This is a genomic window from Telluria mixta, assembly GCF_029223865.1.
Lineage (GTDB): Bacteria > Pseudomonadota > Gammaproteobacteria > Burkholderiales > Burkholderiaceae_D > Telluria > Telluria mixta.
In genome coordinates this window covers 2474443-2487477 of record NZ_CP119520.1, presented here as the reverse complement: position 1 = coordinate 2487477, position 13035 = coordinate 2474443, and the positions used below count along the sequence as shown (strand labels likewise).

The 13035-nt window shown below is 64.8% G+C and carries 11 protein-coding genes; 7 read left to right on the top strand and 4 right to left on the bottom strand.

All coding sequences use genetic code 11. The annotated features are described in order from the left end of the window. Positions 1-14: 14 nt before the first annotated feature. Positions 15-623 (bottom strand): glutathione S-transferase family protein, encoded by a 609-nt coding sequence (locus P0M04_RS11050; RefSeq protein ID WP_259450534.1) that lies wholly within the window; start codon positions 621-623, stop codon positions 15-17. Between the two features lie 165 nt (positions 624-788). Between P0M04_RS11050 and purB the strand changes: the two genes are divergently transcribed. After that, on the top strand, positions 789-2168 hold the full coding sequence (gene purB, locus P0M04_RS11045; protein ID WP_259450533.1) for an adenylosuccinate lyase: 1380 nt from the start codon (positions 789-791) through the stop codon (positions 2166-2168). Positions 2169-2199: 31 nt separating this feature from the next. Here purB and P0M04_RS11040 read toward each other — a convergent pair whose 3' ends face one another. Further along, positions 2200-4131, bottom strand: a complete 1932-nt coding sequence (locus P0M04_RS11040) for a TOL_0244 family TonB-dependent receptor (protein ID WP_259450532.1) — start codon at positions 4129-4131, stop codon at positions 2200-2202. A gap of 259 nt (positions 4132-4390) precedes the next feature. On the opposite strand from P0M04_RS11040, the gene P0M04_RS11035 reads away from it, so the two are divergent. Genes P0M04_RS11035 through P0M04_RS11025 form a run of 3 tightly spaced genes read left to right on the top strand, consistent with a single transcriptional unit; the run spans position 4391 to position 6100 of the window. After that, entirely contained in the window at positions 4391-4927 is a 537-nt protein-coding gene (locus P0M04_RS11035; protein ID WP_259450531.1) for a cytochrome b, read from the top strand. Positions 4928-4938: 11 nt separating this feature from the next. Beyond that, the gene (locus P0M04_RS11030) at positions 4939-5493 is read left to right on the top strand and encodes a YceI family protein (protein WP_259450530.1); all 555 of its coding nucleotides are present in this window, start codon (positions 4939-4941) and stop codon (positions 5491-5493) included. Positions 5494-5530: 37 nt separating this feature from the next. Beyond that, positions 5531-6100 (top strand): YceI family protein, encoded by a 570-nt coding sequence (locus P0M04_RS11025; protein ID WP_259450529.1) that lies wholly within the window; start codon positions 5531-5533, stop codon positions 6098-6100. A 59-nt stretch (positions 6101-6159) separates the two neighbouring features. Here P0M04_RS11025 and P0M04_RS11020 read toward each other — a convergent pair whose 3' ends face one another. Beyond that, positions 6160-7665 carry a hypothetical protein gene (locus P0M04_RS11020; protein WP_281042403.1) on the bottom strand — a complete coding sequence of 502 codons (1506 nt, stop codon included), beginning with the start codon at positions 7663-7665 and terminating at the stop codon, positions 6160-6162. Positions 7666-7940: 275 nt separating this feature from the next. On the opposite strand from P0M04_RS11020, the gene P0M04_RS11015 reads away from it, so the two are divergent. The 3 genes from P0M04_RS11015 (at position 7941) to P0M04_RS11005 (ending at position 11729) form a co-directional block, all read left to right on the top strand. Further along, a complete protein-coding gene (locus P0M04_RS11015; RefSeq protein ID WP_036234577.1) occupies positions 7941-8210 on the top strand; it encodes a GlsB/YeaQ/YmgE family stress response membrane protein in 270 nt (89 codons plus the stop codon). A 71-nt stretch (positions 8211-8281) separates the two neighbouring features. Beyond that, complete coding sequence (locus P0M04_RS11010; protein WP_259450528.1) at positions 8282-9559, top strand: phospholipase D-like domain-containing protein; 1278 nt, start codon at positions 8282-8284, stop codon at positions 9557-9559. A 10-nt stretch (positions 9560-9569) separates the two neighbouring features. After that, positions 9570-11729 (top strand): S46 family peptidase, encoded by a 2160-nt coding sequence (locus P0M04_RS11005; protein WP_259450527.1) that lies wholly within the window; start codon positions 9570-9572, stop codon positions 11727-11729. On the opposite strand, the gene P0M04_RS11000 is transcribed toward P0M04_RS11005, so the two are convergent. After that, entirely contained in the window at positions 11730-12956 is a 1227-nt protein-coding gene (locus P0M04_RS11000) for a pyridoxal-phosphate-dependent aminotransferase family protein (protein ID WP_371877350.1), read from the bottom strand. Between the last annotated feature and the right edge of the window lie 79 nt (positions 12957-13035).

The window sequence follows — 13035 nt, the reverse complement described above, 5'->3', positions numbered from 1 at the left end:
TCGAGGACATCGGGTCAGTGCGGGACGGTGTCCTTGAACGACGGCCGTTCCGACAGCTTGTCGAACAGGCGCGCCAGATTCGGGTACGGCGTGCGCCAGTCGATGTCCGGGAAGCGGAACGACAGCCAGCCGAGCGTGCAGCCGACGGCGACGTCGGCCAGCGTGTAATGGATCCCCATGCAGAACGGCTGCTCGCCCAGGTTTTCCGACATCACGGCGAGGCCGCCGTGCACCTTGCCCAACTGGCGGTCGAACCAGGCCTGGCTCTGCTGGTCGGCCGGACGCCAGTTGCGCTCCAGGTAGGCCAGCACGGCGGCATCCAGCACGCCGTCCGCGAGCGCTTCCCACACCTTGACGTTGGCGCGGTCGCGGCTGTTCGCCGGAAGCAGCTTGCACACGGGCGTCAGCGTGTCGAGGTATTCCGCGATCACGCGCGAGTCGTACATCGTGCTGCCGTCTTCCATCACGAGGCACGGCACCTTGCCCAGCGGGTTCGACGCAGCGATCTTCGTTTCCGGCGCCCAGACGTTTTCCAGCTCGAACTGATAGTCGAGCTTTTTCTCTGCCAAGACGACACGCGCCTTGCGCACGTAGGCACTGGTGAAGGAACCGATGAGTTTCATAGATGCTCAGTCATGTGGATTGGCAGACAGTATAGCATCGGCCTATCGCCCGCCGAACGCCGGGGAACCGCCTGCAACGGTGGCCAAATGAGACTTGACAAAGCGGCCAACCCCAGCTCGCCGATGGTAGAATCTCGTTTTTGCACTCACCGCCTCCCTCCTCCCATGACCTCTACCGCATCCTCCTCGACCCTGTCGGCCCTGTCCCCGCTGGACGGCCGCTACGCCGCCAAGACCGACAAGCTGCGCCCGATCCTGTCGGAAGCCGGCTTCATGCACCACCGCGTGAAAGTGGAGATCGCCTGGCTGCAGGCGCTGTCGCAGGTCGGCTTCGCCGAACTGAAACCGTTCTCCGCAGAGGCAAGCGCCCTGCTGGACAAGCTGGCCGCCGACTTCTCCGACGCGGACGCCGCCCGCATCAAGGACATCGAGGCCGTCACGAACCACGACGTGAAAGCCGTCGAGTACTGGCTGAAGGAACAAGTGAAGGACGTGCCGGAGCTGGTGGCCGCCTCCGAGTTCATCCACTTCGCATGCACGTCGGAAGACATCAACAACACGTCGCACGGCATGATGCTGAAGGCGGCGCGTGACGGCGTGCTGCTGCCGTCGCTGCAGGCTGTCATCGCCAGGCTGACCGAGATCGCGCACACGAACGCCGACCTGCCGATGCTGTCGCGCACGCACGGCCAGACCGCCAGCCCGACCACGCTCGGCAAGGAATTCGCCAACGTCGTCGCCCGCCTGCAGCGCGCCGTGAAGCGCATCGCCGACGTGGAAATCCTCGGCAAGATGAACGGCGCCGTCGGCAACTACAACGCGCACCTCTCGGCCTATCCGGGCTTCGACTGGCCGGCGTTCTCGAAGAACGTCATCGAACAGCGCCTGGGCCTGACGTTCAACCCGTACACCATCCAGATCGAACCGCACGACTACATGGCCGAGCTGTTCGACGCGATCTCGCGCACGAACACGATCCTGCTCGACCTGAACCGCGACATCTGGACGTACGTGTCGCTCGGTTACTTCAAGCAGAAGCTGAAGGCCGGCGAGATCGGTTCGTCGACCATGCCCCATAAAGTCAACCCGATCGACTTCGAGAACTCGGAAGGCAACCTGGGCCTGGCCAACGCCGTGCTGCGCCACATGGCGGATAAACTGCCGGTCTCGCGCATGCAGCGCGACCTGACCGACTCCACGGTCCTGCGCAACATCGGCGTCGGCTTCGGCTACGCGCTGCTCGCGTACGACAGCTGCCTGCGCGGCCTGAACAAGCTGGAAGTGAATCCGGCGCGCCTGGAGCAGGACCTGGACGCGAACTGGGAAGTGCTGGCCGAGCCGGTGCAGACCGTGATGCGCCGCTACGGCATCGAGAACCCGTACGAGCAACTGAAGGAACTCACGCGCGGCAAGGGCATCACCCGCGACGCGCTGCAGGAATTCATCGGCAAGCTGGCGATTCCACAGGATGCCAAGGACCTGCTGCTGGCGATGACGCCGGCGAATTACACCGGCCTGGCGGCGCAGCTGGCGAAAGCCATCTGATCAAACGAACCGGGGCGCGTCCCCGGTTTTTTTATCTCTGCCACGTGAACTTGACGCCCACCGTCCTGGGCACCTCGGTCCGCACGGACGCCACGCCATATTCCGCGTGGCCGCCATTCAGGTTCGTCCCGATCACCGACAATTCCATCCCCGGCGCAAAACGCCAGCCGAAGCGGGCATCGACAGCCCAGTAGGCCGGCACGTCCGGGAATCCCAGCACGCCGTTGCGGCGCACGGCCAGCTCCAGTTCGCGCGCCGCGTCGATCACGTGGCTGGAGCGCAGCTGGGCCGTGTACGCGGGGTCGCGGCCCGTCGTCATGAGGCTGCCCAGGTCCTGGCTGCCGAGCTTCAGCGCGAATTCCTCGTGCAGCAACGTGGCGCCGGCCGCCAGGCGCCACGCCTGCGTCATCTGCACATTGCCCCACGCTTCGATGCCGCGCGCCTGGCCTTCCATCAGGTTGCCGAACACGATCTGTCCGGCAGGCGTCAGATCCTGCGTGCGCAGGTGGTCGTACAGGTTGCGGAACGCCGTCACGGAATACGACACGATCTGTCCCGCCTGGCCGCGATAGCCCAGTTCGAGCACACGCGCGGTCTCCGTCCGCACGCCCCGGCCGCCCGCCAGCAGGTAGGGCGGCGCACCGGGCACGTAGGCATCCACGTCCAGCCGCGACGGCGCACGCACGGTACGCGACGCGGCCGCCCAGAACGCGTGCTCGGGCGTGGCGCGCCAGGACAGGCGCAGGTTCGGCAGGAATGCCGTGCCCGTGTACGGATTGCGCTCCCAGCGCACGCCGGCCGTGACGCGCAGGTCGTCGCGCAACGCCACCTCGTCCTGCGCGAACAGGCTGCCCCAGGCCTGGCTGGCGCGCGCGGGCAGGAAGGCGACGAAGCGGCTGTTGTCGACGTGGTCACGGCTGTAGCGGTATTCGCCGCCCCACACGATGCTGTGCCGGCCGTGCGCGGGCAGCGTGTGCTGCAGTTGCAGGTCGACGATGTCGACAGTGTCCGTGAACGTGGGCGGCACCTTGCGGTAGCGGTAGTCGTAATACGCCTGCGCGGTCACGCTGCCGCCGCCGTCGAGCACGTGGCCCCAGCGTCCCGTGACGTTGGCGCCGTGGAGCTGGATGTCGTTCAGGCCGACATCCGCTCCCGGCGCCGCGATGACACCCGGCGCCGGCTGCCCTTCGCGGCCGCGCCACGCATTGGCGTTGACGCTGAACCGCTCCGCGCCCCGTTCCCAGTCGCCGCGCCAGCCCACCTGGCCTTGCGTCCAGTCGTCGTCGATCGCGCGGCCGGAGGCGAGTTCGCTGTGCCCCAGTGCGAACACCTTGCCATAGGCGCGCCAATGGCCACCATTCATCGTGCCGCCGTGGCGGAATGCAGCCTGCGCGCCGTTGTCGTCCGCGCGCAGCACGAGCAGATCTCCCTGCGTGGCGCGCGCGTGGCGGGTCGTGATGTTGATGACGCCGTTGACGGCATTCACGCCCCACAACGTGCCGCCGGGGCCGCTGATCACCTCGATCCGCTCGACGTCTTCCAGCATCACGTCGGGCTCGTCCCAGAACATGCCGGAGAACAGCGGAGAATAGACCGAGCGGCCGTCGATCATCACAAGGAGCTTGTTGGCCGGGCTGTTGCTCGTACCGTTCATGCCGCGCGCGGAAATAAAATAGTTGGCGTTGCTGCTGCGCGCGGCCTGCAGGTTCGGTGCAAGGTTCAGCGCTTCGACGAGATTGCGGGCGCCCGAACGGCGGATGTCTTCCGCCGTGATCAGGAACACGGAGGCCGGTGCATCCTGCAGGCGCTCGGGCCGGCGCGAGACGGACGTGACGTCGATGTTCGCCAGCTCTTCGATCGACAGGTCGGCGAACTCGGCGCGCCGCGCCGCGTCATCGGCATGCGCCGGCAGGGTCGGCACCAGCGCCGCCAATAACAGGAGCAGACCGGGCGTGTGGTTCATTATGTTTTATAAATTTATTTTTTCAACATTTTACCTTCGCGCCTGCACAGCCCGGTACGTGCACACGGTGAAATGGTATATGCACAACGGATTATCCCACTGGCTGAACAAAGATATCCGTATGGATAGCTTCCGCGTAATTTTTGGAACCGTTAAAGTATCCCTATTGCAAAACCACGCTTACCCGCAACTCATGCTAGTGTGCTAGTTGTTTGGTAAGATTTAGTTCTAATTCGTACTAATTCATCGGAGACCCGTCATGCAGCGCTACACCACGACCGCCATCGTGCTTCACTGGCTGATCGCCGTGCTGATCATCGGTGCGTTCACGCTGGGTCTCGTGATGACGGACATTCCCGGCATCTCGCCCACCAAGCTGAAGTATTTTTCGTGGCACAAATGGGCCGGCGTGACCGTGCTGCTGCTCGCGACGATCCGCCTGCTGTGGCGCCTGAAGAACCGTCCGCCCGAGCTGCCCGCCACGATGCCCGCGTGGCAGCGCGGTGCCGCCCACGGCCTGCATCACCTGCTGTACGTGCTGATCTTCGCCGTGCCGCTGTCCGGTTATTTCTACACGCTGGCGGCCGGCTTCCCGGTCGTCTATTTTGGCCTGTTCCAGCTACCGGTATTCATCGCCAAGAATCCGGCGCTGGCCGAGACGCTGAAGCCGATCCACTACTGGCTGAACATGATCATGGCCGGCCTCGTCGGCCTGCACGTGGTCGCCGCCCTGAAGCACCAATTCGTCGACCGCGACGGCACGCTCGGACGCATGCTGCCCGGCCGTTCCCACTGAAGGAGATCATCATGAAATTCACCCGTGGCGGCATCGCCGCCCTGCTCGCCGGCGTCACCCTCATCGCCAGCGCCGTCCCCCTGAAAACGGATGTCGCGCACAGCAGCGTCTCGGCCGTGTTCAAGCAGATGAACGTGCCGGTCGAATCGAAGTTCAAGAGCTTCAACGCGCAGATCGACTACGACGCGGCGCACCCGGAAAAAGCGACGGCGCGCGTGGACATCGACACCGCGAGCTTCGACATCGGCGAGGCCGAGTACAACAAGGAAGTGGCCGGCAAGGACTGGTTCAATGCGGCCAAGTTTCCGAAGGCGACCTTCGTGTCGTCCGCGATCAAGCCGGCCGGCGCGGGCAAGCTCGCCGTCTCGGGCAAGCTGACCATCAAGGGCAAGACCCAGGACGTGACCTTCCCCGTCACGATCAAGCCGGAAGGCGGCAAACAGGTTTTCGAAGGACAGCTGCCGATCAAGCGGCTGGCCTTCAACATCGGCGAAGGCGAGTGGAAGGACACGAGCATGGTCGCCGACGAAGTCGTCATCAAATTCCGCGTCGCCGCGGGACAGTAACAGTCAACACCTACCCATCGTTAAAGGATTGCCTTACATGAAACTCAAGCACCTCGCCCTGCTCGCCGTCGCCTTCGCTTCCAGCGCCGCCTTCGCCGCCGATACCTACAAGATCGACTCGAACCACACCTACCCGAGCTTCGAGGCCGACCACTTCGGCGGCCTGTCGAACTGGCGCGGCAAGTTCGACAAGACGGAAGGCAGCATCGTCGTCGACCGCGCGAACAAGACGGGCACCGTCGACATCACCATCGATGCGAACAGCCTGGACTTCGGCCACGCCAAGATGAACGAGCATGCGAAGGGTCCGGACATGTTCGACGTGGCCAAGTACCCGAACGCCACCTACAAGGGCAAGATCGTGTTCAAGGGCGACGCACCGTCGACCGTCGACGGCGAACTGACGCTGCACGGCGTGACCAAGCCGGTCACCCTGCACATCAACTCGTTCAAGTGCATCCAGCACCCGATGCTGAAGCGCGAAGTGTGCGGCGCCGACGCGTCGGCCACGTTCAACCGTGCCGATTTCGGCGTGGACTACGGCGTCAAGATGGGCTTCAAGCCGGAAGTCAAGCTGGCGATCCAGGTCGAAGCCGTCAAGCAGTAATCGGTCGATCCAAAAGAAAAAGCCCCGCGCTGCGGGGCTTTTTTCATTGAGGCAATGGATCAGCGGCCGTCGCGATCCGAATCACCCGGGATGGCGCGTTCCACGCGATCCCACGCGGCGCGGCTGGCCGACTTGGCTTGCTCCCACGACAGGCGCGAATGACCCTTCACGCGATCCCACTCGTCGGCCATGTGCGGCTCGGCCAGGTCATAGCTCGGGAAGCGGCCGGCATTGTTGTAGCCCAGTGCATAGGCCGGCGAATAATCGTCGTACGTGTAGCCCGTGCTGTAGTACGGCTGGGTCTGGTAATTCGTGCGCCAGTAAGCATCTTCCGCGGTCGGGTTGACGAGGTGGCCTGCACCCTTGCCGACCATGCCGCCGGCGATGCCGCCGATCGCGGCACCTGCCGCCATGCCGACCGGACCGCCCACGGCGCCGATCGCCGCACCAGCAGCCGCGCCGCCGCCCGCGCCGACGCCGCCGGCCAGGTTGTGCTCATGCAGGTCGTCGCCCGGTTTCGGGTTCACGACTTCGCCCGCGCCCTTGCCGGCCATGCCGCCGGCGATACCGCCGATGGCTGCGCCCGCGACGGTGCCGATCGGACCGGCTGCGCTACCCACGGCCGCACCGGTCAGTGCGCCCGCGCCGGCACCGGTGCCCTGGGCCAGGTTGTGTTCATGCAGGCGGTCTTCCGAATGCGGATTGACCACTTCGCCCGCACCGCGGCCCGCTGCGCCGCCGGCCAGGCCGCCGATCGCCGCACCGGCCAGCGCACCGACCGGGCCTGCCACGGAACCGGCAGCCGCGCCGAGCGCAGCGCCCGTACCGGCACCCGTGCCCTTGGCCAGGTAGTGTTCGCCCAGGTCGTCGCCCGGTTTCGGGTTGACGACTTCGCCGACGCCCTTGCCGGCCATGCCACCGGCGATACCGCCGATCGCGGCACCGGCCGCCATGCCGATCGGACCGCCGGCTGCACCCAGTGCGGCGCCGGTGGCGGCGCCCGCTGCGGCGCCGATGCCGGTGCCGATCACGTGCGAGCCGCCGTTATCGGTGAAAGTCTGGTTCAGGTAGGCAACGTCCTCGTCCGAACGCGGCGTCACGCCCATCACGATGCCGCCTTTCTGGATGCCTTCCTCGTAGTGCTTGACGCGTTCTTCCGGGATGCCGGCACCGATCAGCGCGCCGATCAGGCCGCCGGTGATGCCGCCCGCGCCTGCACCGGCCAGCGCCGCCGCCAGCGGACCGGCGACGACGAGGCCGGCGCCCGGGATCACGAGCGAGGTGCCGATGGCGGCGACGCCGGCCAGCACGGCGCCGATGGTGCCGCCGATACCGGCACCGGCAGCGGCGCCTTCCGCGGCCTTGCTGCCCAGCTCAGTTTCGGTATCGGAGAAATGGGTCTTGCGGGTGGTGTCCGACATCATCAGGTTGACGTCGTCCTTCGTATAGCCGCGGGTCGAGATGGCGCTGTAGGCGCGCTCCGCGCTGGCGCGGTCGGGAAACAGCCCGGTCACCATACGGTTCTGCTTGTTCTGCTCAGTCGTGCTGTTGTCGAAAATAGCCATGATGTACGTTCCTTTCAGTAATCGAAGCGGTCCGGGGTGTTGCGTTTTAATTGATGCACAGTGATTGAACGATATGCCTGCCCAACAGTGCGCTTCTGTTCGGTGACGCACCCAGTTCGGGACATTCCGCACCACAAGAGAACGTCGGCGCAGTTTGCGCGTCTAACGTTCGGCAACGCACCGACCCGGTACCGTGTGCATCAATAGACTTTGCACATGGCCTCGGCATTCAATTGGCCTGGAGTATGTTTTTTCCAACTTGAGGAGGACTCAACATGTTATTCATTATCTGGATCGTTGTTGGTGGTGTGCTCGGCTGGCTCGCCAGCATGGTCATGAAGACGGATGCTGAGCAAGGCATGATTCTCAATGTCGTGGTCGGTATCGTGGGAGCCTTCCTGGGCGGCTGGCTGCTGTCCCCGCTGTTCGGTAGTGGTACGATCAATTCCGATGACTTCAGTGTGTCGTCGCTGCTGGTCTCGTTCCTGGGTGCCGTGATTCTGCTCGCAATCGTGAATCTGCTGCGTCGCGGCCGCGTCCGCTAAGCAGGTGCAAGGCCCACTCTGAAAACCAACGTCGATCGGCGTTGGTTTTTTTACGTCGTAAAGCCGAACTCATGCGTATCAAACGCCCCATCGTCGTCCTCATTACTTGCATCGCCACCCTCGTGGCGGGCTTGCTCGTGCTGAACTTTGCGCCCGGCGAAAAGAAGATCGACACGCAACTCACGCGCCTGTACGACACGGACGATCCGCAATTCCGCCGCTCATTGGGCGTGCTGCTGGGCCCGCCCATCATCGAGGGCAACAAGGCCGAGGTGCTGCTCAACGGCGACAGGATTTTTCCCGCCATGCTAGACGCGATCCGCTCGGCGCAGAAGTCCATCAGCTTCGAAACCTATATCTATTGGGAAGGCACGATCGGCCGCGAATTCACGGACGCGCTGTCGGAACGGGCGCGCGCCGGCGTCAAGGTGCACGTGCTGCTCGACTGGATCGGCAGCATGAAGATCGACGACGCGTCGCTCGACGAGATGCGCAAGGCCGGCGTCGAACTGCACCGCTACCACAAGCCCGTCTGGTGGAAGCTGGCGCGCCTGAACAACCGCACGCACCGCAAACTCCTGATCGTCGACGGCAAGGTCGGCTTCACGGGCGGCGTCGGCATCGCCGACAAATGGCGCGGCAACGCCCAGGATCCCGAGCACTGGCGCGATTCGCATTTCCGCGTGGAAGGTCCGGTCGTCGGCCAGATGCAGGCCGTGTTCAACGACAACTGGACCAAGGCGACAGGCGCCATCCTCGACGGCCCCGCCTACTTCCCCGCACTCGTCGCGCAGGGCGACATGCCCGCGCAGATGTTCTCCAGCTCGCCCACCGGCGGCAGCGAGAGCATGCACCTGATGTATCTGCTGGCCATCACGGCCGCACGCCGCACGATTCACTTGTCGAACTCGTATTTCGTGCCGGACGAGCTGGCCGTGAAGGCGCTGGTCGCGGCCGCGAAACGGGGCGTGGACGTGCGCATCATCACGCCGGGCCCCATCATCGATTCCGACGTCGTGCGCGCCGCCTCGCGCGAGCGCTGGGGTGAATTGCTGGCAGCCGGCGTCAAGATGGCCGAGTTCCAGCCGACGATGTACCACGTGAAAGCGCTGATCGTGGATTCGCTGCTCGTCTCCGTGGGCTCCACCAATTTCGACAACCGCTCGTTCATCCTCAACGACGAGGCCAACCTGAACGTGCTCGATCCCGACTTTGCCAAGCAGCAAGAGGCTGTCTTCGAAGACGACTGGAAACACGCGCGCCCCATCACGTTGCAGGCGTGGCAGAACCGCCCGTTCATGGAAAAAATCGGCGGCAAGCTGGCCGACCTGATCGGGGCGCAGCTGTAAAGGACAAGCAATGAAACAGGCCCTGATTTCGCTCGCGATTCTCATCTCGTTTTCCGCCCGGGCCGACGAAGGCATGTGGATGCCGCAGCAGCTGCCGCACATCGCCAAGCAACTCAAGACCGCCGGCCTCAAGCTCGACCCGAGCACCCTCACCCGGCTGACCGAATTCCCGATGGGCGCCATCGTGAGCCTGGGCGGCTGCTCGGCGTCGTTCGTGTCGCCGCAAGGCCTCGTGATCACGAACCACCACTGCGTGTACAACAGCGTGGCCGTGAACGCCACGCCGCAGCGCGACCTGCTCGCCGACGGCTTCCTGGCGAAGACGATGGCCGACGAATTGCCCGCCGCGCCGGGGAGCCGCGTGTTCGTGACGGAGGAAGTCGCGGACGTCAGCACGCGCGTGATCACGCCGGACGTCGCGACGCTGACGGGCAAGGCGCGCCTGGATGCGATGGAGAAGAACCAGAAAACACTCGTCGCGGAATGCGAGAAGGACGCCGGCTACCGCTGCACCGTCGCGAGTTTTTATGGCGGCCTCGAGTTCTACCGCATCAAGCAGCTCGAGATCCGCGACGTGCGCCTCGTGCACGCGCCCCCGGTCGGCATCGGCAAGTTCGGCGGCGACACCGACAACTGGATGTGGCCGCGCCACACGGGCGACTACGGCTTTTATCGCGCGTACGTCAGCAAGGATGGCAAGGCTGCCGACTACGCGAAGGACAACGTCCCCTACCGTCCGAAGCTGTGGCTCAGGATCGCGAAGGATGGCGTGAAGGAAGGCGATTTCGTCATGGCCCTCGGCTACCCGGGCCGCACGAACCGGCACCGCCTGCCGTCGGAAGTGGCGTTCACGTTCGACTGGAATTACCCCGCGTTCGTGAAGGCCTCGGGCGAGACGCTGGCCGTCATCGAACGCGAGACGAAGAACGATCCGGCCGCGCGCCTGAAGTACGCGGGCCAGATCGCGAGCGTCAACAACTACTACAAGAACCGCAAGGGCATGATCGCCAACTACGAAGGCAGCGACATCCTGGCGCGCAAGACGGCCGAGCACAATGCGCTGAAGGCCTGGGTCGATGCGGACCCGCAGCGCAAGGCGGCATTCGGCGCCGACATCGAAGCGGCCGAAAAGCTGATCGCCCGGCGCGACGCCGACTCCCGGCGCGAGTTCTTCCTCGGCTATTCGATGCCGCGCTTCCTGAACTCGGCGCGCACCCTGTACCGCCTGGCCAACGAGCGCACGAAGCCGGACGTCGAGCGCAAGTCCGGCTACCAGGAGCGCGACCTGCCGCGCCTGACGTCCGTCATCGGCGGCCAGGACCGCACGTACGACGAGAAGGTCGACAAGGCCCTCGTGCTGAACTTCCTGAAGCAGTACAACGCGCAGCCCGTCGACCAGCACGACGCTGCATTCGACAGCGCGCTGGGCATCCGGCCGGGCATGTCCGAAACCGAATTGAAAACGGCGCTGGACCGCATCTACGCGGGCTCGCACCTGCAGGACAAGGACCAGCGCATGGCTTGGCTGACGAAGACCCCGCAGGACTTCAGGGCCAGCAACGACAGCTTCATCAAGGCCGCCGTCGCGATGTACGACGCCGACATGAAGCACGAGGCGGAAGAGGACGAACTGGCGGGAAGCATCCAGAAGACCTACGCCAGCTATATGAAAGCGAAGATCGCGTACCTGAACAGCAAGGGAAAAGCCGTGTACCCGGATGCGAACAGCACGCTGCGCGTCACGTACGGCAACGTCAAGGGCCGCGACTACGGCGCCGACGGCACCGGCTCATGGACCGCGTTCACGACGGTGAAAGGCGTCGTCGCCAAGCACACCGGCGAAGGCGAATTCAATGCGCCGGCGCGCCAGCTGGCCGCCATCCGCGCGAAGGACTTCGGCCGCTGGGCCGATCCGAAGCTGAACACCGTCCCCGTCGACTTCCTCGCCACGCTGGACATCACGGGCGGCAACTCGGGTTCCGCCGCATTGAACGCGCGCGGCGAACTGGTGGGCCTCGCGTTCGACGTCACGCTCGACTCCATCATCTCCGACTGGGATTTCAACCCGCCGGCCACGCGCGACATCCTGGTCGACATCCGCTACATCCTGTGGAACATGGAGAAGGTCGACCATGCGGACAGCCTTCTCAAGGAGATGGGCGTGTTGTGATCAGTCGGCCTTGGAGCGCTGCAGCGAGTTCTCGAGTTCCGCCATGCCGGCCGGCAGATCGACGGTCGCGCCCAGGTCGCGCATCGTGCTGCCCAGCGCGTGCACGGTGCGGAACAGGTGGTGCGCGCGGCACTGTTCGCCCATCTGCCCGATCCTGACGATCGGCAGCCCGAAGGAGCCCGAGATCTCGACTTGATAACGGCTGGAGATCGTGGAGCAGACGGCCTGGTTGGTGAGTCCCTCCGGCAGGTTGATGCCGACGACGGAGTTGAGCCGCGATTCCACGGGCGCGAACAGGGACAGGCCCATCGCCTCGATGCTGTCCTGCAGCGCGGTCGAACAGCGCAGGTGGCGGGCAAACCTGACCGGCAGCGTTTCCTCGCACACGAGGCGCAAGGCTTCGTGCAGCGCCAGCACGCCCGAGACGGGCGCCGTGTAGTGGTACGACGCCTTGTGCCAGAAATTCTCGGCCAGCAGGGCGTCCAGGCACCAGTGCGTATTCGGCGTCGGCCGTTCGCGGATCCGGCTCCATGCGGCGTCGGAGAACGCGAGCAGCGATACGCCGGGAATCGACGACAGCCCTTTCTGGCCGCCGGTGATCACGGCATCCACCTGCCAGTTGTCCATCTCGAACGGCGTCGTGCTGAGCGTGCAGACGGCATCGACGATGACGAGGCAGCCTCGCGATTTCGCCAGCCGCGCAATGGCCTGCACGTTGTTGGTGAACGTGGTGTTGGACGTTTCGCCCTGGACGAGCGTGAGGCAGTGCGGCTGGTGTTCGTCCAGCAGCGCTTCCAGCCGGTCCAGCGACATCGAGTGGGGGAAGATCTCGTTCATCGTGACGACGTCCGCCCCCGCGCGGCGGCTCATTTCCGCCATGCGGCCGCTGAAGAAGCCATTGCAGATCGAAAGGACGCGGGTACCGGGCCACACCAGATTGCAGATCGCCATTTCCATCGCCGCCGATCCGGGACCGGCCACGCCCAGCACCCAGTTGGAGCGGGTCTGGAAGACATATCTCGCCATGTCCTTGACCTGGGTGATGATCTTCGCCATCGTCTCGCCCAGGTGGTTGATGACCAGCGAATTCGCGCGGGCGACCGCGCTGGGGATCGGTACCGGGCCGGCGCCCATCATCAATAACGGATCGTCCGGCAGGATGGCGCTGAGGTATTCCACCTGCGGAGGGAGGATGTCGTTGCGGGTTCGCTGGGGCTGTGTGTTCATGGCGGGTATCTTCGTTATGTTGGTAGTCGGACAAGTGTATCAAGTATTCCATCCGCGCCATCTGCATCTCATACCGCGC